Origin of the sequence: Flavobacterium sp. 90 (assembly GCF_004339525.1) — a bacterium.
Taxonomy (GTDB): Bacteria; Bacteroidota; Bacteroidia; order Flavobacteriales; family Flavobacteriaceae; genus Flavobacterium.
The window spans coordinates 4,796,673-4,821,392 of the sequence record NZ_SMGE01000001.1 but is presented as its reverse complement, the minus strand read 5'-3'; the positions used below and the strand labels follow the sequence as shown (position 1 = coordinate 4,821,392).

Genomic DNA, 24,720 nt, shown 5'->3' with positions numbered 1-24,720 from the left:
TTCTCGCAAAGAAATAGTCCTTATTGTATTAATAAGATGACAATATTAACAAATAAACCACCTAAAAGGTCCATTTTGGGGTACGGTTTGACTACGGTGCTAGCAAAAAAATGTAATAAATAGCCCTCAAAACCCGTGAAATCACTTCAGATTTTACTTAATAATAAAAACTGAAATTAAATTATGCCTTTAGGTACAAAATATAGGTAGAAAAGACAATTGGAAATAAATTTAGCGTGCCATAGGTACGCAACAGAATGGCGATTTTGATTGTGAAGGACGGATTAAAATCCATCCCTACAATATAAATCGAGCCAAAGGCTCTTTCCAAAAGTTCCGAAGGAACGATACATTTTGTAGCAACGGATTTTAATCCGTTGAAACGTTAGATAAAACGATTGCGAAGGACGGATTAAAATCCATCCCTACAATATAAATCGAGCCAAAGGCTCTTTCCAAAAGTTCCGAAGGAACGATACATTTTGTAGCAACGGATTTTAATCCGTTGAAACGTTAGATAAAACGATTGCGAAGGACGGATTAAAATCCATCCCTACAATATAAATCAAGCCGAAGGCTCTTTCCAAAAGTTCCGAAGGAACGATACATTTTGTAGCAACGGATTTTAATCCGTTGAAACGTTAGATAAACATTTGCCTAATTCTTTTTAAAATCTGCGTGAAACAAAAATCAAAAATTCAGAATAAACTCCGTGATATTTGCCTCAGATGAAAGCTGCAATTTTTTACGAATGCGATATCTGGTATCTTCAACACCTCTGACAGAAATCCCTAAAAGCGGAGCAATTTCTTTAGTATTAAAATTCATTCGCAAATAAGCACATAATCGCATATCACGTGGAGTCAACTCAGGAAAACTCGTTTTTAAACGTTGCATGAAATTATCATGAAGCTGATTAAAAATCTCTTCAAACTCGTTCCAATGCTGATCTCCTTTTAATTCGTGATCGATTATTCGGTTTATTTTTGTCAGTAAGCTGAAATTTACATTCTGATCATTCTTCTTATCAATTTGAGCGATGAGTTCTTTTATCGAAAGCAAAATTTCATTCAAATGGATAAGATTCACCGTACTCGAAGCAACTTTTGCGTTTTTAAGATTGATTGTCGTTTCGAGATTTTCTCTCATAATCGTCATATTTTCTTGTTCTAATGCCAGTTTTTGCTCGTTTAATTCGGCACGATTTCGCAGCAATTCCTTTTCCTGATTAAGGATCAATTGTTCGCGTTCACGTTCGGCAAGATTTTTTTGGTACTTGATAATCGCATAAATCAAAACTCCAAAAAGTATCAAATACAATATATAAGCCCAACTTGTGCGGTACCACGGCGGCGAAATCTCAAATCTAAAAACGGCTTCTTCGCTTACAACATCATAAATGTTTTTTGCCCTTACGTGAAAAACATATTCATTCTCAGACAAATTCGTGTATTCTTTTTCCGTTTGAAGGCTCCAATCCGACCATTTTGGCTCAAAGCCTTCCAGCCAATATTCGTATTGTGTAGCATCAGCTTCATCATAACAAAGTGACGCAAACGAAAAGTGCAACGCATTATTCGAATACGATAAAACCGGAGAAAGCTTCTTATTTGCAGATTCCGTATCGGTTGGAAGCACATCGTATCGACTCGAAAACAACAAGCTATCTTTCGGAAAAATACATTTTACTTCAGATATAACTGCTTTATATTTCGATTGATACTTTTTGTTTTTGATCGAATTATAATGAATCAACCCTTCTTGTGTACCAAAAAACACATCTCCATTTGTTGTTGTTTGAATATTCTCGAAACCGGGAACATACAAATACCTGAGCTTTCTAAAAGGCAATTCTTCAATCTCAAACTTCCCTCCTGCTTTCTGACTCATTTTTCCTGTATTCTCTCCTGAAATGTACCAGATATTGTTTTTATTATCTGCTTTAAGCAGACGAATATGGCTTTTCAATCCGAGGTATTTCTTGAAAAGAGCATCCGGAATCATTTTCTTCGAATTAGAATCTTGTTTGTAAACTCCTTTTGTAGTTCCGAACAAAATCTGATCGTTTATTTTGAAAGTATTCAGAAACAAACTCGACGGAAACCCAGCTTCCTGGTTGTAAAACTGAATGTTTGAAACGGTATCAAATGCTGCATTAAATTTGATTTTATAGATTCCTTTATAACCGTGCGCAATCCAGATATTTCCATTTTTTTCGGTTATAATTATTCTGCTGCTTTCTTCAAAACCTTTTATTCTATGCTGATAAACCCAGGAATTATTGACGTTCTTTAGCAAATACAAACCATTATAACCGCCAACAAGTAATAAATCAGGATGATTGGGAATTAATACACCTTGCCACGCTCCATCGGTTTTAGCCAATAATTGCGCTGAATTTCCTTTTATTTCGAAAACTCCATTTTTTTCAAAAGCCAAAAGTGAATTTCCAAAAATGCCAATATTCCATACATTTTCAGACATTCCCGAAATATGCTGAAAACGTACATTTTGATTTTTACCGCTTTTATAAGCTTCCCAATCCAACCAAAAAACGCCATTATCTGTCGCTATATAAAGTTTGTTTTGATAAATTAAACTGCAATATATTTTGGTTTCAGCACTCGAAGTATCCAATATTCTTGATAATGGCGATGAAATCTGAATCATCGAAATTCCTTCTTTCAAAGTCACCCATAAATTTCCAGCAGTATCTGTTTTGAGATTCGTCACATAATCATTCTGCAACCCCATTTGCTTGTTGATATGCTGAACTAAATTTCCTTTACTATCAATAACTATCAATCCGGTTTGGCGCGTTCCAATTCCTAAATATCCATCTGAAAGTTGAATTCCTGCCGAAATCTGATATTGCTTAAACAATTCATCAGCTTCAGTTACAAATGGTTTTAGCTGATTATTTTTATATAGAAAAAGTCCTTTTTTCTGTGTCAGAAATAACAAACCTTCTTTGACTTGGAAAATTTTTTTAATCTTCATTCCGATAAACTGAAAACCATTTGGAATTTCTCTTAAAACATCATTTTGGAGTTTCAATAATCCTCTTACTTCATCTGAAACATAGATTTCTTTATTGACTTCAAAAAATTCATCAAATTTTGTTTTTGGCCGTATTGTTTTGATTTTATTATTCTTATAAATAAACAGTTCTTCATTTGAGAAAAAAACAACCTCGTTATTTCGAATAACAGTATGCAAAACATCTCCAAAATTCTTAGCCGATCTGGAAGCAAATTTTACCAAAGAAGTATATTTATATTGTCCGTTTGACAACTGAACCGCATAGCCAAAATCGCCCTGAGCCCCAACATATATCCGATTGTTTTTATCAATGGCAAGCGAGCGAACCATACTTCTATTTTGAGGTTGCGTTACAATATTCCATCTTACGCCGTCAAATTGCATGATGCCAAAATGATTGGCAAAAAACATCATTCCCTTAGAATCTTGCAAAAGATCCCAATTTTCTGAAGCGGCTTTATACGTTTTCGGATTGTAATTAGTGATAAATGGAACTCCAATTTTCTTAATTTGAGCGTTTCCAATTATAGGTATAAAGAATAGATATAGAATTAAAATTCTAATTATAAATTTCGTCATTTTGCTGTAGAATGTAGGTTATTTTGTGGTGTCGGAGTGCCACAATCTCAAAAACAACTACCGGGGAGAGGTTGCTTTTAAGGCAAAATAAAGTCGGTTATTTAAGGGCTTTAGAAATTATAATTTGATAACTAAAAGCCATTAAAAAAACGAATCTCTATATCCAAATATATAAAATTTTATTTTAATGCAACAAATTACATTTGAATTAGGGAATTTGATAATGGAGGGAATTAGATAATGGAGGGAATTAGAAAATGGAGGGAATTAGAAAATTAGATAATTTCTCAATGTCTAGCTTTGTCAAAGTTTTAAACTTTGACAAAGCTTATATGCTACAATCGTTTGATTTCCGTTGCGTAGGACGGATTGAAATCCATCCCTACAATATAATTCGTTCCTTCGGAACTTAAAAAAATCTGCACGAATATTTATGTGGAAAAAGATTGTAATACGCTAAAATGGCAAAACTATCGATCGCAACGAAACCTGAAACTTGAAACAAAAATTTAAATCAAAAATTTAAATCAAAAATTTAAATCAAATTCCATAACTCTTCATAACTATCAAAAAGTATAGCACCTTCTTTTTCTAAATCTTCGTTGTTATATCCGTTTGCAAAACCGTAGACTTTGAAACCACCTTTTATTCCTGAGATTACTCCGGCTTTGCTGTCTTCGATTACGATGCAATCTTTGACCTCAAATCCCATTTCTTTTGCGGCATGTAGAAAAATTCCGGGATCGGGTTTCCAACTATTAATTTGGTAGGAACTATAGATTTTATTTTCGAATTTATCGAGTAAACCAGCAACTTCAAGATTCAGTCTGATTTTATCAACAGGACCGCTGGAAGCGACACAATACGGAATTTTAAGTTTGTTTAGGAATTCAACTATGCCTTCCATTGGTTTAACTTGTGTTTTGAAGGCTTCAAAACTTCTTTGGCGATACTCACTTTCAAAATTATCCGGAAGCTTTTTACCAATTGCATTTTCGATATGTAAAAAACATTCTTTCAAATTACGTCCGTTAAATTCCCGATACGCATCTACGAGCTTCATTTCGAAACCATATTCGGCGCCCATTGAAAGCAATATTCCGTTACCAATCTTTTCAGTATCAACAAGAACTCCGTCACAATCAAAAATAATACACTTAACTTCCATATTCTTTATTTACAATTTTAAATCATTTGACAACTTTCATCACATGATTGGATTGTAAATTACAAAAATTAGAATAGAAACTTAAATTCAGAAACTTAAAAAAATCCCAAATCTTTAATCGTGATTCACCATTTGTCTGTAAAGCATCAAAGTACCATTTTCATCTCTTTTCCACAGATTGGTGCTTTTTCCGGTAACGGTGGCTTTTCCTTTTTTATTATCCCAGGAAACATCAACATAATAATAACCATATTCTAAAACAAATTTCCCAAGTGAGATCATTGTACTTGCTTTGATTTGTATAAAGTCAATTGAAACACCATTTGGTTTTTCGTGTTCCATAAAATAAGGTTTTATGTTATCCATTCCAACCAACATTGGAGTATCATAAGTCATATATATTGCATCTTTTTCAAAGAATTCTGTCGCATGTTTCTCCCCTTTTCTTTCTTTTACAAGTTTAGCAATGCCATCATTACGTTTATTTACTTCATCTGATACGGCTTTATTTACCACGAGTTTTGGCATAATACTCGCTTGCGGTTTTATAAAGGAAAAATTAGATTTGTCTACAGCAGTATTCGCACCCCAGATTTCAGAAATAAGCTTTAAATCCTGATTCTTTTCAATTCTCCAAACATTCATATATTTTCCTTCGTAAACAAATGGACTACCACCAACTCTGGTGAAATTATTGGTGAAAGTTCCAATTTCAATTAAGTAATTTTTGATTAACAGAACTTCATAAATATCCCTTTTATAAGTACTTATTGTAACGTTTTTGAACCATTGCTCATAATAATATTGTATTCCGCCTTTTGTATATAAAGCCATATGAAATTCCGGCATACAAGTTGGCTGTTTGTCATCATAATAACTCATAACAACATTAATATCTTTATTTATAAAAGCATTTGCCAATTCACTATTTATAGATTTCAGCTTCTCTTTCCATTCCTCTGCGCTTTTGTTTAATTGCCCTTGCGCAGATAATTGCATACCAAATAGAAGAAGAATCGCAGTCAATAAGTAAATCTTTCTCATCATTTTATAGTATTTTAATTATTCAGTTAAAAGTAACGAATAACTTCATAAAACACTACAATTCAATATATTAAATCGAAACAAATAAAAACATCTTAAAACAAGCAACAAATTCATTAACAAGCTTTTGGACGTTTTTACTCCATTAATGTATTTTTATTAAAAAATTGATTTGTATTTTTATAGAGCTATAAAATTCACATTGAACTCAAAACAAAAAACAAATGTCAATATCATACGAATCACGATATGCGTCAAGTCCGCAAGCTGTAAAACAATACGACACTAGACAATTAAGAGCAGAATTTTTAATTGATAATCTAATGAAAAAGGGCGAAATCGCTCTTACTTATTCACATTATGATCGTTATATCGCAGGTTCAGCAGTTCCGGTTTCTCCACTTAAATTAGAAACTATTGATCCGCTTAAAGCCCAATATTTTCTGGAAAGAAGAGAATTAGGAATCATTAATGTTGGTGCAAAAGGTTCGGTTGAAGTTGACGGAACTTCGTATGAATTGGGGCATAAAGATGCACTTTACATTGGAAGCGGAAATAAGGAAGTAATCTTCAAAAGTGACGATTCTGACAATCCTGCTTTGTTTTATCTGAATTCGGCTCCAGCCCACACACAACATCCAATCAAAAAAGTGAGTTTGGCAGAAGCCAATAAATTACAATTGGGAACAATGGAAACGGCAAACCACAGAACGGTAAATCAAATGATTATTGGCGGAATTGTAACGACTTGTCAATTGCAAATGGGAATGACGGAATTAAAACCGGGGAGTGTTTGGAATACAATGCCAGCACACGTTCACGATCGTAGAATGGAAGTTTATTTCTACTTAGATATTCCGGAAAATCAGGCTGTTTGTCATTTTATGGGCGAACCACAAGAAACGAGACACATTTGGATGAACAATCATCAGGCAGTAATTTCTCCACCTTGGTCAATTCACTCGGGTTCAGGAACTTCAAATTACACTTTTATTTGGGGAATGGCGGGTGAAAACCTGGATTATGGAGATATGGATGTTTGTAAAATCACTGATTTAAGATAAGAAAATGATAAACTTATTTGATATAAAAGGAAAAATCGCCTTAATCACAGGAAGTACACACGGACTTGGATTGGCAATGGCAAAAGGACTTGGTGAAGCCGGAGCGACAATTGTCGTAAACGGAAATTCTTCTCAACAAAAAATTGACGACGCTGTAAAAGAGCTTCAAAAAGAAGGAATTAATGCTGTTGGCTATAAATTTAATGTAACTGATGAAAGCGAAGTTATAACGGCAATTCAGAAGATTGAAAATGAAGTTGGACCAATTGCAATCCTGATTAACAATGCTGGAATCATCAAAAGAATTCCGCTTATCGAAATGGAAGTTTCTGATTTTAAAGAAGTAATTGATATTGATTTGGTTTCGCCTTTTATCGTTTCAAAACATGTTGCCAAAGGAATGATAGAAAGACGTCAGGGAAAAATCATCAATATTTGTTCGATGATGAGCGAATTGGGTCGAAATACCGTTGGCGCTTACGCTGCAGCAAAAGGCGGCTTGAAAATGCTGACCAAAAACATGGCAACAGAATGGGCAAAATATAATGTACAAATCAACGGAATTGGTCCCGGATATTTTGCTACTGAACAAACAAAACCTATTCGCGTTGACGGACATCCGTTTAACGATTTCATAATTAGCAGAACTCCTGCTGCAAAATGGGGCGACCCGAGTGATTTAGCCGGAGCAGCAATATTCTTATCCTCTAAAGCTAGTGATTTTGTAAACGGTCACATCTTGTATGTAGACGGCGGAATTCTCGCTACAATTGGTAAACCTTCTAACGAAAACTAAAACCTCAAATTTTGAAAAAAAATCTATTATTAACCGCAATTTTGGTAAGTAGTTTTGCCGTTCATTCGCAAAACAAAACCATAACGATTACGAATTCTCTTGCTATTGACAGGGAATTTGAAACTATTGAACTGACTAAAAAATCTCTGGGTTTACCATCTTCGGTCAAGCTTGAAGATTATTCTGTTAAAGAAAGTGGCACAAGTACGTTTTTAGAAACTCAGCTTGTTGATACCGATGGCGATGGCAAATCAGATGTTTTGTTATTTCAGCCTAAAATTGGAGCGTCTTCAAAAAAAGACTTTCAGGTTTTGGTTGCTACAAATCCAGATGCAACAAAAACTGTAAACTGTTATTCCAGATTTGTTCCGGAAAGAACAGATGATTATGCCTGGGAAAACAATAAAGTAGCTTTTAGAACTTATGGTCCTGTGGCTCAAAAAATGGCCGAAGATCATGTTGAAGGCGGAACTTTAACTAGCGGAATTGATGCGTGGCTAAAAAGAGTCGATTATCCAATTATCAATAAATGGTACGAAAAAGCAACTTTAGGAACTGGAACTTATCATAAAGATACTGGTGAAGGTTTGGATAATTTTCACGTTGGAGACAGCCGTGGCGTTGGCGGAATTGCTGTTAAACTAGATAATAAATACTATTTCTCAAAGAATTTCATTACCTGGAAAACGATTACGACAGGACCAATCAGAACGAGTTTTATCCTGACTTATGCCGATTGGGACGCAAAAGGCAACAAAATAACCGAATCTAAACTAATTAGTCTCGATTACGGAAGTTACCTTTCCCGTTTTGAAATCCATATCAAAGGCACAAAAGAAATCGCTGCCGGATTAACGCTTCATGACAAAAAAGGAACTATCGGAACCAACATAAAAGAAGGTTGGCTCAGTCATTGGGAACCTCTTGACGATTCAGAATTAGGAACTGGTTTGGTTGCTCCAAAAGGGACTTTAACCGGATTTGACAATTATATCACAAACGATAAAGATTTAAGCAACTTATACGGAAACCTAGCCGTTAAGAGCAATAAAGTCGTTTATTATGTTGGTTTTGGATGGAAAAAAGGAAGTCCGTTTCAAACCAAAGAAGAATGGGAAAGTTATTTGAGTTCGTTTGCTTCTAAGATAAATAATCCGCTTGTGGTGAAGGTGAAAAAAATGTAAAATGTTTTTTGCCCACGGATTTGGCTGATTTGGTCGGGTCTACACGGATTTTTTATTCTCGCGAAGTCGCAAAGTCGCAAAGTTTATCGTCATGATCTTTGTCAAAGTTTTAAACTTTGACAAAGATATTGCGCAGAGAAAAAGAAAAAATCAGCGTAAACCAGTTAAAATCCGTAAAATCCGTGGGCAAAAAAACTATTTCTTTGCAGGAGAATAATTCTCTTTCAAGATAATTTCTAAGGGAATATAATGCGTGTCTTCAACAGGTTCCTGAAGCACTAATTTCTTGTATAAATGATTGATTCCCATATAACCCTGTTCTTCGGGTCTTTGATTAATAAGGAAATCAATTACGCCTTTATTCAAATATTCGATATTATCATTGAGTAAATCGTAACCAATTATTCGGACGCCTTTTATATTGTTTTGCTCTAGAAATCGCGCTACAATATAAGCTCTGGAATTGGGTACAAAAACACTATTTATACCTGAAAACATATCAAGATTTAACTGATCAATTCCGGAATCTTTGATGGTAACTTCTGAAAATTTGAAGTTTTGAAGTTCTTCATGATCTTTAAAAAAGGAATAAAAACCATCAATACGCTGTAAATAAACAGAGGTACTTTCTATCTCTCTGGTAATTTTAAAAATCAAAACCTGCCTTTCATTTCTTACAGCAAAACTTATCAATCTTCCGGCTAAATATCCGCTTTGAAAAGCATCTTGTCCAACGTAAGCATGATCCTGATTGATTTTTATATTAGAATCGATCATGACAACCGGAATATTCCTTTTTTCATACTCGTTTAAAAAACGAACAGATTCTTCATAGAAAATTGGTGCAAATAACAATCCATCGCAATCAAATTCTAATACTTTTTTGACCGCTTCTTTAAACGAAGAAGTATTAAAATCATAAAAGAAATAATCCAGAACAATTCCGAATTTACTGAATTCTACAGCTGCTTTTTCTATTCCCTTAATTTGGCTTTTCCAATATTCCAGATTTTCATATTTAGGCAGGAAAACCACAAAATGAAATTTTTTATTCAGCGCCAGATTACTCGCCAGAATATTTCTTTTGTAACCGTATTGTTCGATTATAGCATTGACTTTATCGACATTTTCCTGAGTCACTTGCCCACGATTATGGATAATTCTATCAACTGTCCCAGGCGAAACATTAGCTAGTTCTGCAATTTTTTTAATCGTTATGATATTGATTGTTTTTAAGTTAAAAAGATTCTGTAAGAGTGTAAAATTAATTTTTTTTATCAAAGATAAGTTGTTTTAGACAACTTTTTATATACATTTGCAATAACCCGTGTGCGTACACGTAAAATTACACATATGTCAAAAACTATCATAACTTTTGGTGAAATCCTGCTAAGACTTTCACCTCCTAACCATTCAAAACTTTATAAATCAAGAACATTTGAAGCACATTATGGTGGCGCTGAAGCAAATGTTGGTGCATCACTGGCTTTATTTGGTTGCGATGTAAAATTCGTAACCTCAGTTCCTGATAATGAATTAGGAGATTCCGCTTTAAGCGAATTAAAATCTTATGGTGTTGAACCAATTGCCGTAAAACAAGGAAAGCGTTTGGGAGTATATTATTTTGAACAAGGTGCATCAGAAAGACCTGGCAAAGTTTTATACGACAGAGACGCTTCTTCATTTGCAAATCTCAAAAAAGGAATGATTGATTGGGAAGCTATTTTTCAAGATGCAGATTGGTTTCATTGGTCTGGAATAACAGCGTCGTTAACCGAAGATCTTGCGATTTTAACGAAAGAAGCTCTTGAAGCAGCTTCTAAATTAGGATTAACAATTTCTGCCGATTTAAATTATCGTCCAACGTTGTGGAATTATGGCAAAAAAGCTTCTGAAATCATGCCGGAATTAGTTCAATATTGTGATGTATTGTTAGGCGGTTCTGATGATTCTGAAAAATGTCTGAATATAAAAATAGAAGAATCTGAAAGTATTGATTCTGTTTTTGATAAATGGAAAAAGCAGTTTCCAAGACTTAAAACAATTGTATCCACAATGCGCTATGACGCCAATGCTTCGTCGAATACAATTGGCGCTGTTTTATGGAACGACGGAAAATTATTAAAATCTAAAGAATATAAGATTTCACATATTGTTGACAGAATTGGTGCCGGTGATGCATTTATGGCTGGATTAATTTATGGATTGATAACCTCGCCAGAATCGTATCAGGAAACTCTTGAATATGCTGTTGCTGCTTCCTGTCTTAAACATTCGATACCGGGAGATATTAATTTATCGAGCGTGAATGATGTTACGGCGCTTATGAATGGCGCAAGCGGCGGACGGGTTATTCGTTAACTTATTTGCCCTCGAATTAAACGGATTGAACAGATTAACATTGATTTATTTTAATATGCAAAGGCTGGTTTTACTCTAATGATGGTATAAAATAGGGTGATAATTTTTAACATTCGCCTGTAATAATTTAGAAAAAACAAAACACTTATTTAAGTTTAAACTTCTACCTTTCTGTGTATTAATTAAAAATATAAAAACAAAAAAATGATAGTAGATTCATTACACAACGCAGCAAAATATTACGGTTTACACCCCAATTTTCAAAAGGCATTTGAGTATGTAAATCAAAATGATATTTCGATTCTTGAAGAAGGTGCTTTTGAAATTGCAGAAGGTTTAAAAGTAATTGTAATTATTGGCGAAGGAGCAACACGAGAAGAAAGTATCAAAGGATTTGAATGCCATGATCAAAATATTGACATTCAGATTTCGATAAAAGGACCTGAAACTTTTGCATGGAAACCAAGAGAAAAATGCATTAGTCCAAATGGGGATTATAGTGACGAAAGAGATGTGCGCTTTTTTCACGATAAACCAGATATGTTTTTTGAATTACAGGAAGAACAATTTGCAATATTATTTCCAGAAGATGTTCATGCGGCCATGATTGGCGAAGGATTATTGAAAAAAATAGTGATTAAAGTTAAAATTTAAAGTCATGAAAACAATTCAAAATACAATTGATATTATTTCGGAACAAGGGATTTTGCCTTTGTATTTTAATACTGATGAGAATATTAGTATTGAAGTTTTACGTTCGCTTTACAGAGTTGGAATCAGAGCTGTAGAATATACCAATAGAGGTTCTGAAGCTTTGTTGAATTTTGAAAAAATGGTTGCCGTTAGAAACACCGAAATGCCAGAAATGTTACTAGGAATCGGTACTATAAAAAATCTGGATCAGGCAAAAGAATTTCATGCCGTTGGAGCTGATTTTTTTATAAGTCCGGGTTTTGTTCCTGAGGTTTCAGAGTTCTTAAAAAGTAAAGAAATCTTGTACTGTCCGGGTTGTATGACGCCAACGGAAATTATTACTGCTGAAAATGCCGGAATAAAATTCATTAAACTTTTCCCCGGAAACATTCTTGGACCTGAGTTTTTGACTAGCATAAAAGACATTTTTCCAGCACTTCGTTTTATTACAACTGGTGGCGTAGAGTCAAATTACACCAACATTAATAGTTGGTTTACTGCCGGAGCTTCGGCTGTTGGAATGGGAAGTCAGCTTATTAGTAAAAAAAGAATGCAGGAAGGCGATTTTTACTTAATCGAAAATGAAGTTAAAAAAGCTATTGAGATCGTAGAGATTATACAAAAACAATTAGTAAACTAATATCATGGATTCAATATTTAATTTAAAAGGTAAAATTGCTCTTATAACTGGCGGTGCCGGAGTATTGGGAAGTAATTTTGCTAATGTTTTGGCAAAACAAGGTGTTATTACCGGAATCGTTTCTCAATCTATTGAAAAAGCCAATAAAACTGTAGAAGCAATTGAAAAAAATGGCGGACAAGCTTTTGCAGTTCAGGCGAATGTTTTAAATCAGGAGGAACTTGAAAAAGCCAAAGATTTTATTGTAGAAAAATATGGTCGCCTGGATATTTTAATCAATGCGGCTGGCGGAAATATGCCTGGTGCAACAATAAGTCCGGATCAGGCATTTTATGATATGCAAGTCGATGATTTGCAAAAAGTTGTTGATCTTAATATTATTGGTACAATGTTGCCATCACAAGTATTTTCGGAGCTTTTTGCGAAACAAAAACAAGGAATTATCATTAATATTTCATCGGCATCAGCGCAAAGACCTTTGACTAGAGTTGTTGGATATTCGGCTTCAAAAGCGGCTATTGACAATTTTACGCAATGGATGTCGGTTGAACTGGCTTCGAAATATGGTGAAGGAATTCGGGTGAATGCAATTTCTCCGGGCTTTTTTATTGGAGAACAAAACAAAGCTTTATTATTGACTCCCGAAGGAAAATTAACACCTCGAGGCGAAAAAATAATAGATCATACTCCGATGGGAAGATTTGGAAAACCTGAGGATATTGACGGTGCGCTTTTATTTTTATGCAGCGATATGTCAAAATTTGTGACGGGAACGATTATCAAAGTTGATGGAGGATTCTCGGCATCGAGTATTTAGTTTTTTTGTTGACTATGCTGTAAAAGTTTTTACCGCAAAGTTCGCAAAGGTTTTTCGCAAAGTTTGCAAAGCTTGTTTTTATGTCGCTTTGCTTTTAGATCGCAAAGGGATTGTGAAAAATTGGGAACGTCATTTGTGTAACGGAAAATGACATTTACCGCAAAGTGCACAAAGGTTTTGCGCAAAGTTCGCTAAGCTTTGTTTTTATTCCGCTTTGCTTTGAGATTGTAAAGGGATTGTGAAAAATTAAAAATCTCATTGGAGTAATGGAAAATGACATTTACCGCAAAGTTGCAAAGGTTTACGCAAAGTTCGCTAAGCTTTATTTTTTTGCCACTTTGCTTTGAGATCGCAAAGGATTGTGAAAAATTAAGAAATTCATTGACAGAACGATAAATAAAAATAGTTCATATAAAAATGAATGTCCTAGCCCCGATAGAAGTGGAAATCCTTTTATTTTTTTTCTTTAAAAAAATAAAAGATTGGAATGGATAGCGGGAAATAGCTCCTAAACATTAATAATAAAAATAATATCTATAAGGTTCTCAAAACCTTACAAAACAAAAAATAAATCAAAAAATGGAACAAACATTAAGATGGTTCGGGCCAAATGATCCTGTTTCTTTACAAGATATTCTACAAACGGGCGCAACCGGAATCGTAACGGCATTGCATCATATTCCGAATGGGGAAGTTTGGAGTATTGATGAAATTATCAAGCGAAAAGTTGAAATTGAACATGAAAACGGAGATCCTAAAAAAGGCGCTTCGGGTTTAATATGGTCGGTTGTGGAAAGTATTCCAGTTCACGAAGACATAAAAAAGCAATCGGGAAATTATCTGGAATACATCCAAAATTATAAAGAAAGTATTCGAAATTTGGCTTTATGCGGAATCAAATGCATTTGCTATAATTTCATGCCGGTTCTTGATTGGTCGAGAACTGATTTGGCTTATGAAGTTGCAGATGGTTCAAAGGCTTTACGCTTTGATATTAATGCTTTTGCAGCTTTTGAATTGTATATTTTGAAAAGACCGGGAGCCGAAAATGAATATTCTCAACCACAAATTCAAAAGGCTAAAAGCTATTTCGAAGCAATGACTGAAGCCGATAAAATCAAGTTACAGCAAAACATTCTTGCAGGACTTCCGGGTGCTGAAGAAGCCTATTCGGTAGAAGATTTTCTGGTGACTTTAAGCGGATATAATCATATTGACAGAGCGACTTTGAAGAAAAATCTTTTCTTCTTTTTGAAAGAAATTATTCCGGTTGCAGAAAGCAAAGGCGTTTTGATGGCGATTCATCCAGACGATCCACCCTACCCTATTTTGGGTTTGCCTAGAGTTGTAAGTACTGAAGAAGATTTAATAGAATTAATGGCTGCTGCCGATTCAAAATCGAACGGATTCACGATGTGTACAGGTTCATACGGCGTAAGAGCTGATAATGATTTACCCGGAATTGTGAGACGTCATGGCGATAAAATGAACTTTATTCACCTGAGAAGTACCGAAAGAGATGAGGAAGGAAGTTTTTTTGAAGCGAATCATCTTGAAGGCGATGTCGATATGTATGAAGTTGTGAAAGCGATTATTGAAGTCGAAAAAAGAAATAATAGTTCGTTGCCGATGCGCCCAGATCACGGACATCAAATGCTGGATGATTTGAATAAAAAAACAAATCCGGGATATTCGGCTATTGGACGTTTGCGAGGTTTAGCTGAATTGAGAGGTCTTGAAATGGGAATTAAAAAAAGCTTATAAAATACTGTTTGAGATGTAAACACGAATTGCACGAATTGTCACTAATTCTGTTCGTGAAATTAATTTCACAAACTAAATTAACCATTAGAATTTGTGCAAATCTGTGAAATTCGTGTCCAAATATTTCAATATAGTACTCAAAAAATTACTTTATGTCTGAAAATAAATTTATTACGGAGGATTTTCTATTGTATAATAAAACAGCGGTTTCCTTGTATCACAACTTTGCAAAAGCACAACCTATCATAGATTATCATTGTCATTTGTCTCCAAAAGATATTGCTGAAGATCTTCAATTTAAGACTATTACGGAGATTTGGATTGAAGGCGATCACTATAAATGGAGAGCGATGCGCGCTAATGGAATTTCTGAAAAATACATTACGGGAGACGCTTCAGATTTTGAAAAGTTTGAGAAATGGGCCGAAACGCTGCCTCATACTTTGCGAAATCCTTTATATCATTGGTCACATTTGGAATTGAAACGTTATTTTGGGATTGATTTATTATTGAATAAAGAAACGGCAAAGGAAATTTATGATACTTGTAATGAATTGCTGAAAAAGCCTGAATTCAGTGTCAAAAACTTACTTAGACGAATGAATGTCAAAGTTGTAGGAACGACTGATGATCCTACGGATGATTTGCAATTCCATCAAAAACTTCGTGATGATGAATTCGAAATTTTGGTTTTGCCTTCTTTCAGACCTGATAAAGCGACTGAAATCGAAAAAGGACAACTTTTTGTAAACTGGATTCAGAAACTGGAAACTGTTGTTGGTTTTTCGATAAAAGAATATGCTGATTTTATAAAAGCAATCGGACTAAGACATGACTTTTTTCATGAAATGGGTGGCCGAATTTCGGATCACGGACATATTAAATTATATGCCTCAACTTATACGAAATCTGAAATTGAATCGATCTTTAAAAAAGGATTAAATGTTTCGGAATTAAGTGTGATTGAAATAGAAAAATTCAAATCGGCGGTACTTTTTGAGATTGCTTTGATGAATCATAAAAGGTCTTGGGCGCAACAATTTCACGTAGGTGCGATTAGAAATAATAATAGCAAAATGATGCAATTGCTTGGACCTGATCAGGGATTTGATTCGATTGGAGATTTGAATATGGCCGATAATATGAGCGGTTTCTTTGATAAATTAAATTCTGCAAATGGATTGACAAAAACTATTGTCTATAATTTGAATCCGCGTGATAATGAAGTTTTTGCTTCTATGGTTGCAAATTTTAATGACGATTTGATTCCGGGGAAAATGCAATATGGTGCAGCTTGGTGGTTTTTAGATCAAAAAGACGGAATGGAAAAGCAATTAAATGTGCTTTCGAATTTTGGTTTATTAAGCCGATTTGTGGGCATGGTTACGGATTCGAGAAGTTTCTTGTCGTTTCCGCGCCATGAATATTTCCGTAGAATTTTATGCAATATTTTAGGAAATGAAGTCGAAAATGGTCAATTGCCAAATGATATTAATTTGATTGGTGAATTGGTTAGAAATATCTGCAGTGAAAATGCTGAACGTTATTTTAATTTTAAAAAATAAAAATGTTTTTTGTTCTCGCAGATTTTGCAGATTTTGCAGATTTTGCAGATTTTTATTTTTAATCTATTTAATCCTTTAATCTGTGGCTAATATTTCGATACAAAGTTTAATTGTTTCGTTCAAAATAAAGCATAATAAGCTAAAAAATAAGATTACCGTTTGAGGAAAAAAGTTCAGAAGATAGCTTTTTTATAACCACCCCAAACTTTTACCATTTAAAAACAAAATGCTCTTAACTAACTATCATGACTATCAAAACCGAACCAATCGGAAGGTACCGCTGGACCATCTGCGGACTACTTTTCTTTGCTACTACAGTAAATTATCTGGACAGACAAGTCTTGAGTTTACTGGCTCCCAGCCTTTCTGAAGAATTTAACTGGAGTAATACCGATTATGCCAATATAACAGCCGTTTTTCAGTTTGTTTATGCGCTTTCGATGTTATTTGCAGGAAGATTAATTGACAAATTGGGTACAAAATTGGGTTATATTTTAGCCATTTTCATCTGGTCAATTGGTGCGATTATGCACGCTTACGCAATCCCGATTGGAAGTACTTTTAACAACTTATTAGTTTGGGTTGGTATTGGAGCCGTTCCGGTTTCTATTGCCGGTTTTATGATTTCGAGAGCTTTTCTGGGCTTTGGAGAATCAGGAAACTTTCCTGCTGCCATAAAAGCTACTGCCGAATATTTCCCTAAAAAAGAACGTTCTCTCGCCACCGGAATTTTTAATTCGGGTTCAAATGTTGGGGCAATTCTAGCGCCATTAACCGTGCCCTGGATTGCGGTACATTGGGGTTGGCAAATGGCTTTTATTATCATTGGAGCAATTGGTTTTATATGGATGTTTTTTTGGTATCTTTTGTATGAAAAACCTAGAAACCAGAAAAGAATGTCGGCTTCAGAACTTACTTATATATCTGAAGAAGAAACTCTTGAAAACACTTCTTCAGAAAATTCAAAACCGGAAAAAATCTCGTGGCTTAAACTTTTGAGCTACAAACAAACCTGGGCTTTTGCGATTGGAAAATTCCTGACGGATGGAATTTGGTGGTTCTTTTTGTTTTGGTTGCCAAAATATCTTGAAGCACAATTTGGAATGGAAAAAACCGAAATTACGATTCCGTTAGCCGTTTTATATAGTATGACAATGGTTGGTAGTATTTACGGCGGATATTTCCCAATGTATTTCATCAACAAAGGTCACAATCCTTATGAAGCCCGAATGAAAGCGATGCTTATTATTGCAATTTTCCCCTTGTTTGTACTTTTTGCACAGCCTTTGGGTTATATCAGTTTTTGGATTCCGGTTCTACTAATTGGCGTTGGAGCTTCTGCACATCAGGCTTGGTCTGCTAATATATTTACCACAGTTTCTGACATGTTTCCTAAAAAAGCCATTGGTTCTATTATTGGAATTGGCGGAATGGCAGGCGGACTTGGCGGTGTTTTGGTGTCAAAATTAGGCGGTGCTTTATTTGATTACTATCAAGGTTTGGGACATATCGAAACCGGATATACAATCATGTTCGTGCTTTGCGCTTTGGCTTATTTAGTGGCTTGGAGCATTATGAAAACATTGGTTCCTAAATATAAATTGATTACAGATTTGTAATGTATTTGCCCACGGATTTTACGGATTAAACGGGTTTTCGCTGGTTTTCATTGCGAGGAACGAAGCAATCTCACTAAGAATAAGACACAAAGTTTGATTTAGCAAATGAGGTTGCTTCGTTCCTCGCAATGACAATATCGCGCAAAACCTTTGGCAAAGAACAAAAAAATCTGTGTCAACCCGTTCAACCCGTAAAATCCGTGGCCCATCATTCTCTAAAAAAACAAAACATGAAACGTCAAGCCCTAATTTTCTATAGCCTTTTCATTAGTATGAATGTTATTGGGCAGGAATTGCCTAAGATTCTCACGCAAAAACCTGTTACTAATTATTTGCCGGATTTTAGTTATGCAGGATATCATTTCGGCGAAAGCCCACTTCCTGAAACTAACGGAAAGATTATAAATGCGGTTGATTTTGGCGTAAAAGCTAATGATGGTTTAGATGATTCTAAAGCTATATTGAAAGCTGTAAAAGCAGCAAATGCAGTTGAAGGAAATGTGATTTTGCAATTGCCTGCCGGAAAAGTAATTCTGAGTGATATTATTTATATCGAAAGAAGCAATTTTGTACTTCGCGGAACTGGTTCTGAAGAAAACGGAACCGAAATTTATTTTCCAAGACCAATGATGTATCTCCAAAATCCGGAATCATTGGCTGAATTGAGAGAATATCTAACCACATTTGATAAAAGACAACGCGAACCTGAGAATAATATCGATTTGCCTTTTTCCCAATATGCCTGGTCGGGTGGATTTATCTGGACGCAGATTCCGGGTGAACGTGTAAAATCTTATTTGGATAAATACGAACCTGTGCCAAATATTCTTGCTAAAGTAAGTTCCGGAAATATGGGCGAACACACCATTACAGTTTCGGAAGTTAAAGCCTTAAAAGTTGGCGATATTGTAGAACTTCAGTTGTTTAATAAAGACGGCGAAAATGGCGAAATTATTAAAGATTTATATAAAGGTGCCAATGTAAAACCGGGTTCTCATCATTGGAAATTCCCAAAACTTCCAATCGTAAGGCAACAAGTTGAAATCACTAAAATTTCAGGGTCTAAAATTACGATCAAAACGCCTTTGACAATTGCAATAAAACCAAGTTATCAGGCACAATTGGTCGAATGGAAACATTTAAACGAAGTTGGAATTGAACATATTCGTTTTACTTTTCCTGATATTCCAAGAGTCGCACATCACGTTGAACCGGGAAATAATGCCATATTTCTAACGCGCGTTTTTAATAGTTGGGTCAAAGATGTTACAATAACAAATGCTGACAGCGGAATTCTATGCGAAGAAATTTCGAATGTAACGATTCAGGATATTGTGACGGATGGAAATCATATAGCACATTATACCGTTACTTTGGGTGGCGTTCACAATGTTTTGGTTAAGAATTTAAAGATTTACAATAAAGCTGTTCATCCGCTTAGTTTCAACACTTTTGCAACTAAAAATGTGTATCAGAATTGTGAAATATTTGCTGATCCGGTTTTAGATCAACATTCGGGAGCAAATCATCAAAATTTATTCGACAATATTACGGTGCATTTGACACCGGATAAAAATAATAGTTACGCCTTATTTGGTGGTGGCGGTGCTGATTATTGGAAACCGTCTCACGGACCTTTCAGCACTTTTTGGAATCTGAATGTTCAGGTTGAAAAACAATCTGATAATACAAAACCTGTTTTACTTTACGGAATGAAAGATGGTCCTTTTGCGAGAATTATTGGTGTGAACGGAAATGCTAAATCCGAAGTAAAATATGAACCTGACGCTTATATTGAGTTTCTAAATACTTCGATGGATAAAGTTCCTTCGTTGTATGATTATCAATTGAAAAAGCGGTTGAAAAAGTAATCTCGCAAAGACGCGAAGTCGCAAAGTTTTTTTTAAGTAATTATTTAGCGTACTGTTTGTCATTTCGACGAAGGAGAAATCCCCACGAGAAGCTCTACAAAGATTGGATTCTCGTTGCGGAGTTACTTGTGAAGATTTCTCCTTCGTCGAAATGACATAAAATGAGAAAAAAACTTTGCGACTCTGCGACTTTGCGAGAGATAATAACCTCAATAAAACCTGAATGCTATGAAATATAAAATAGCCCTTCTATTAATCGCAGCCATTTTCGGGAATGCATTTTCCCAAAATAAATATCGTCTTAAGAATATTTCTACGACTGACGGGCTTTCGCAGAGTTCTGTTATTGCCATTCATCAGGATAAATTTGGGCAAATGTGGTTTGGTACGCGCGACGGACTCAATAAATATGACGGAAGCAGATTCACGGTTTTTAGAAATGATGTTACGGATAAAACTTCGATTAGCAACAATGATATTTTATCGATTGAAGAAGATAATTTGGGACAATTATGGGTTGGAACTTACAACGGACTTAATTGTTATAATCCGGTTACGAATACTTTTAAAAGATATCTGCACAACAAAACCAATCACACGATAAGTGGAAATGCGATTTGGGCAATCAAGGAAATTGGCGGCGAAATGTGGTTTGGAACGTCAAAAGGATTGTCGATTTATAATAAAAAAACGGGATTGTTTACTTCTGCTTTTCATTCGGATACAGATAATTCGACTTTACCAAGTAATAATATTACCAGTATTGTAAAATCTAAAAAAGGAGAAATCTGGATTGGAACTACTAAAGGTTTATGTTTACTTGAAAGCCGAAAAAACGATAAATTTTCTTTTAAAAATTATCCGCTAAATGCTACCGATCTCCTAAATATTCAAGCAATTAAAGAAGATAATTTAGGGAATTTATGGATTGGAAGTAAAAACAAAGGACTTCTGAAATTTGATAAATCGGCGAACAAGTTTGTTTCTTTTTTATCTGATTCTAATTACAAAGAAATCAGCACTGATATTCGCGCTTTGGCTTTTGATAATCAAGGTTCTTTATGGGTTGGCGCTTATGACGGAATTTATATTTTAGGAAAAGATAAAAGCATTCAAAAAATAAATAACAGCACTAATAACAGCGGAATCGACAAAGTAAAATCGGTATTTATTGATAAAAAAGGTTCGGTTTGGATTGGTTGTTATTACAAAGGTGTGAATATTTGGGATGTTTCCAATGTGAATTTTTCGAACTATAATCAGAATTCCAAAAAGATTCCGATGAGTTTTGATGTCGTGAGTTCTATTATTGCAGATAAAAATCACAACGTTTATTTTGGAACTGAAGGCGGCGGAATTACCATTTATAATACAAATACCGAAGCTGTAAGTTACATCAACAGCAAAACGTTTCAAACGAATAAAAACGACATTAAATCCATGTGCCTTTCTGAAGATAATATTCTCTGGATTGGAACTTTCTCTAAAGGATTATCCGCTTACAACGTAAATTCTAAAAAGATAGAAGACAACCGAATTGCGACAGCTTTAAGTGATTTATTGAAGGAAAGTGGCGTTTATTCTCTTAAAACAGAAGGAAACGGCGTTTTATGGATTGGAACTTTTGGCAAAGGTTTGATTCGGTATAATATTATTTCCAAAACTTTTCAGGTGATTGGAAATGATCCGACTTCTGCCAATTTTCTGACGAATAATATCGTTCGCACTATTTTGGTCGACAAAGACAAACTTTGGATTGGAACGCAAAACGGACTTAATTGCATTTCGTTAAAAGATTTTCAGTACAATAATTATACGATAAAACATTACTTTTTTGATGCTTCGGCTTTGTCCGGCGATGATATTCTGACTTTGTTTAAAGACAGTCAAAATAAAATTTGGGTTGGAACTAAAGCAAAAGGATTGCATTATTTTGATGGAAAAAAATTCAACAAAATCAATCTAAAATTTGGAAACACGATTATTACTTCGATTCATTCTATTCTTGAAGATGCCGAAAAAAAGCTCTGGATTAGTACGAATCAGGGAATTATAAAATACAGTACGACTCAAAAAACGATTGTACTTTATGACCAGAAAGACGGTTTAGCAAGCAATGAATTCAATGACAATGCGGCTTTAAAATTAGATTCGAATAAATTTTATTTCGGAAGTCCGTCAGGGGCGACTTATTTTGATGCTAAGAAAATATCCTTAAATCAATATGCTCCACAGGTTTTAATTACAGATCTGAAGATTAAAAATCAAACGGTACGCGCCAACGATACTACACAAATTTTGGAGAAAAGCATTGGTTATACCAAAACGATTACGCTGGATTATGACAAATCTAATTTCTCGATCAATTTTGCGATTCCAAATTACATTCGATCTAAAAATAATCAATACAGTTATCGTTTGACAGGATTGGAAAACAACTGGACAACGACCAAAAATACCGAAGCAATCTTTGCAATTCAGAATCCGGGAACTTACACTTTTGAGGTTAAAGGCGCCAACAACGACGGCGTTTGGAACAAGATTCCGACGACTTTGACAGTAATTGTAAAACCTGCTCCGTGGCGCAGTATTTGGGCATTTTTATTCTACGGAATTGTAATAGGTTTGGGATTATACGGTTTGATTTGGATTATGAAATCGAAAGCAAGTCTGAAACAAAAACTGGAATTAGAATATCTTGAAACGAAACGTATCGAAGAAAATAACAGGGCAAAACTGGACTTTTTCACGAATATTTCACATGAATTCAGAACGCCTTTGACTTTGATTTTAGGTCCGTTGCAACAGATTTTAGCCGATTATAACGGAACGAACGAAATGTACAAAAAGCTCTTGGTTATTGAAGGAAGTGCGAATCATCTTTTGAGTCTGATTAATCGTTTGATGGATTTCAGAAAACTTGAAAACGATCAGGTTGCGCTGGAATCTGCTAACGGAAATATTGTAAAATTTACTAAAGAAATCTTTTTGTCCTTTATCGAATATGCCAAAGATGGCGGTTATATGTACACTTTTGAATCATCGGAAGAGGAAATACTGGTTTACTTTGATCGCTATAAATTAGAACGTGTTTTTTATAATTTGATTTCCAACGCTTTTAGATACACTCCAAAAGGCGGAAATATCAACATCAAAATCAATCACGATCACGAAAATCTTTTTATAAATGTAGAAGATTCCGGAGTTGGAATTGCGGAGGAACATATCGATAAGATTTTTGATTTATTCTTTGAAGTTCCGCTGCACAATAACGTTCAGAAGAATTATAATAAAGGAACAGGAATTGGATTATCGATTGTCAAAAATATCGTAAAACTCCATAAAGGAAGCATCGATGTGATTAATAAAAAATCAGAAGGTGTTGTTTTTAAAGTAACGCTTCCGTTGGGTCGCGCGCATCTTTTGGACAGTGAAATTATACAGGATTTTAAAATCAGCGATGACATTGCGCAATATACGGCTCAACTGGAAACTCCCGAAATAACAAATCATGAAGACATTGATGATCTTGTTGTTAATGCCGAAAAACAAACAATTCTGATTGTTGAAGATCATAAGGTTTTGAGAACTTTCATGAAAAACTTACTCAAAAAAGAGTACAATATTATCGAAGCCGAAAACGGAAAAGTGGCATTAGAAAAAGCATTGCAATTTGTGCCGAATTTAATTATCAGCGATGTTATTATGCCTGAAATGGTGGGAACAAAACTTTGTTCGATGATAAAAGAGAACCTCAAAACGAGTCATATTCCGGTGATTTTATTGACTTCGAGATCTTCATTAGTCTATAAATTTGAAGGTCTGGAAAGTGGTGCCGATGATTATATCAGTAAACCTTTTAATTTAATGGAATTTAAACTTCGCGTTAAAAACCTATTGAATTCGGCTGAAAGGTTGAAACTTAAATTTTCAAGTGAAGACAGTTTCGTTCCTTCTGAAATTACGGTTTCTTCTCTGGATGAAGAATTATTGAAAAAGGCATTTAAGATTGTAGAAGATAATATCTCAAACGAGTTATTTGATATTCCGTTTTTTTGTTCGGAATTAGGCGTAAGTCGTACGATGTTATTCTTAAAAATTAAAGCCTGGACCAATTATACGCCAAACGAATTTATTCATGAAATTAGATTAAAACGTGCGGCTCAATTATTGGAACAAAACAAATTAAACGTCTCAGAAGTGAGTTATAAAGTTGGTTTTAACAATCCGAAATACTTTAGCAAATGTTTCCAAAAAAGATATGGAGAAACTCCATCACAATTTGCTGACAAATTTTCGAAACCAATGTCGGTATTTTAAAAAATCCAATGTTTTCAAGGCTTAAAAAAGGGTATCTGTATTTTTAGATACCCTTTTTTGTATTTCTATATCGTTTTCGAAATCTACATTTGTCTTATGAAATTCAAAAAAACAAAATTCGTATTGCTTCAGATTCTGTTAGTAGCGCTGATAATAGGAATGAGTTTATTGCTTTTTTATTTTATCTAACATT

The 24,720-nt window shown here is 34.5% G+C and carries 16 protein-coding genes; 12 read left to right on the top strand and 4 right to left on the bottom strand.

The genetic code is table 11. The annotated features are described in order from the left end of the window. Positions 1–690 precede the first annotated feature (690 nt). The 3 genes from C8C83_RS19645 to C8C83_RS19635 all read right to left on the bottom strand — a co-directional run bounded on the left by C8C83_RS19645 (position 691) and on the right by C8C83_RS19635 (position 5,836). On the bottom strand, positions 691–3,621 hold the full coding sequence (locus C8C83_RS19645; RefSeq protein ID WP_121330270.1) for a triple tyrosine motif-containing protein: 2,931 nt from the start codon (positions 3,619–3,621) through the stop codon (positions 691–693). A gap of 535 nt (positions 3,622–4,156) precedes the next feature. Then, positions 4,157–4,789: an HAD family hydrolase gene (locus C8C83_RS19640; protein ID WP_121330269.1), complete on the bottom strand. Its 633-nt coding sequence runs from the start codon at positions 4,787–4,789 to the stop codon at positions 4,157–4,159. Between the two features lie 114 nt (positions 4,790–4,903). Next, positions 4,904–5,836, bottom strand: coding sequence for a nuclear transport factor 2 family protein (locus tag C8C83_RS19635; protein ID WP_132011866.1), 933 nt, complete (start codon positions 5,834–5,836; stop codon positions 4,904–4,906). Positions 5,837–6,057: 221 nt separating this feature from the next. On the opposite strand from C8C83_RS19635, the gene kduI reads away from it, so the two are divergent. Genes kduI through C8C83_RS19620 form a run of 3 tightly spaced genes read left to right on the top strand, consistent with a single transcriptional unit; the run spans position 6,058 to position 8,877 of the window. Continuing rightward, positions 6,058–6,897: a 5-dehydro-4-deoxy-D-glucuronate isomerase gene (kduI, locus tag C8C83_RS19630; protein WP_121330267.1), complete on the top strand. Its 840-nt coding sequence runs from the start codon at positions 6,058–6,060 to the stop codon at positions 6,895–6,897. Positions 6,898–6,901: 4 nt separating this feature from the next. After that, a complete protein-coding gene (locus tag C8C83_RS19625; RefSeq protein ID WP_121330266.1) occupies positions 6,902–7,693 on the top strand; it encodes a gluconate 5-dehydrogenase in 792 nt (263 codons plus the stop codon). An 11-nt stretch (positions 7,694–7,704) separates the two neighbouring features. Beyond that, positions 7,705–8,877 (top strand): DUF4861 family protein, encoded by a 1,173-nt coding sequence (locus C8C83_RS19620; RefSeq protein ID WP_121330265.1) that lies wholly within the window; start codon positions 7,705–7,707, stop codon positions 8,875–8,877. A 195-nt stretch (positions 8,878–9,072) separates the two neighbouring features. On the opposite strand, the gene C8C83_RS19615 is transcribed toward C8C83_RS19620, so the two are convergent. After that, positions 9,073–10,158: a LacI family DNA-binding transcriptional regulator gene (locus tag C8C83_RS19615; RefSeq protein WP_233566159.1), complete on the bottom strand. Its 1,086-nt coding sequence runs from the start codon at positions 10,156–10,158 to the stop codon at positions 9,073–9,075. Positions 10,159–10,230: 72 nt separating this feature from the next. On the opposite strand from C8C83_RS19615, the gene C8C83_RS19610 reads away from it, so the two are divergent. The 9 genes from C8C83_RS19610 to C8C83_RS19570 all read left to right on the top strand — a co-directional run bounded on the left by C8C83_RS19610 (position 10,231) and on the right by C8C83_RS19570 (position 24,527). Next, entirely contained in the window at positions 10,231–11,238 is a 1,008-nt protein-coding gene (locus C8C83_RS19610; RefSeq protein WP_121330264.1) for a sugar kinase, read from the top strand. A 204-nt stretch (positions 11,239–11,442) separates the two neighbouring features. Next, the gene (locus tag C8C83_RS19605; RefSeq protein ID WP_121330263.1) at positions 11,443–11,892 is read left to right on the top strand and encodes a YhcH/YjgK/YiaL family protein; all 450 of its coding nucleotides are present in this window, start codon (positions 11,443–11,445) and stop codon (positions 11,890–11,892) included. A 4-nt stretch (positions 11,893–11,896) separates the two neighbouring features. Then, the gene (locus C8C83_RS19600) at positions 11,897–12,571 is read left to right on the top strand and encodes a bifunctional 4-hydroxy-2-oxoglutarate aldolase/2-dehydro-3-deoxy-phosphogluconate aldolase (RefSeq protein WP_121330262.1); all 675 of its coding nucleotides are present in this window, start codon (positions 11,897–11,899) and stop codon (positions 12,569–12,571) included. A gap of 4 nt (positions 12,572–12,575) precedes the next feature. Then, positions 12,576–13,388, top strand: a complete 813-nt coding sequence (locus C8C83_RS19595) for an SDR family oxidoreductase (RefSeq protein WP_121330261.1) — start codon at positions 12,576–12,578, stop codon at positions 13,386–13,388. Between the two features lie 579 nt (positions 13,389–13,967). Then, the gene (gene uxuA / locus C8C83_RS19590; protein WP_121330260.1) at positions 13,968–15,152 is read left to right on the top strand and encodes a mannonate dehydratase; all 1,185 of its coding nucleotides are present in this window, start codon (positions 13,968–13,970) and stop codon (positions 15,150–15,152) included. Positions 15,153–15,304: 152 nt separating this feature from the next. Continuing rightward, the gene (uxaC, locus tag C8C83_RS19585; protein ID WP_121330259.1) at positions 15,305–16,717 is read left to right on the top strand and encodes a glucuronate isomerase; all 1,413 of its coding nucleotides are present in this window, start codon (positions 15,305–15,307) and stop codon (positions 16,715–16,717) included. A 245-nt stretch (positions 16,718–16,962) separates the two neighbouring features. Continuing rightward, positions 16,963–18,336, top strand: a complete 1,374-nt coding sequence (locus C8C83_RS19580; protein ID WP_121330258.1) for an MFS transporter — start codon at positions 16,963–16,965, stop codon at positions 18,334–18,336. Positions 18,337–18,566: 230 nt separating this feature from the next. Then, the gene (locus C8C83_RS19575; protein ID WP_132011865.1) at positions 18,567–20,207 is read left to right on the top strand and encodes a DUF4955 domain-containing protein; all 1,641 of its coding nucleotides are present in this window, start codon (positions 18,567–18,569) and stop codon (positions 20,205–20,207) included. A 228-nt stretch (positions 20,208–20,435) separates the two neighbouring features. Then, entirely contained in the window at positions 20,436–24,527 is a 4,092-nt protein-coding gene (locus C8C83_RS19570) for a hybrid sensor histidine kinase/response regulator transcription factor (RefSeq protein ID WP_121330257.1), read from the top strand. Positions 24,528–24,720: the final 193 nt, after the last annotated feature.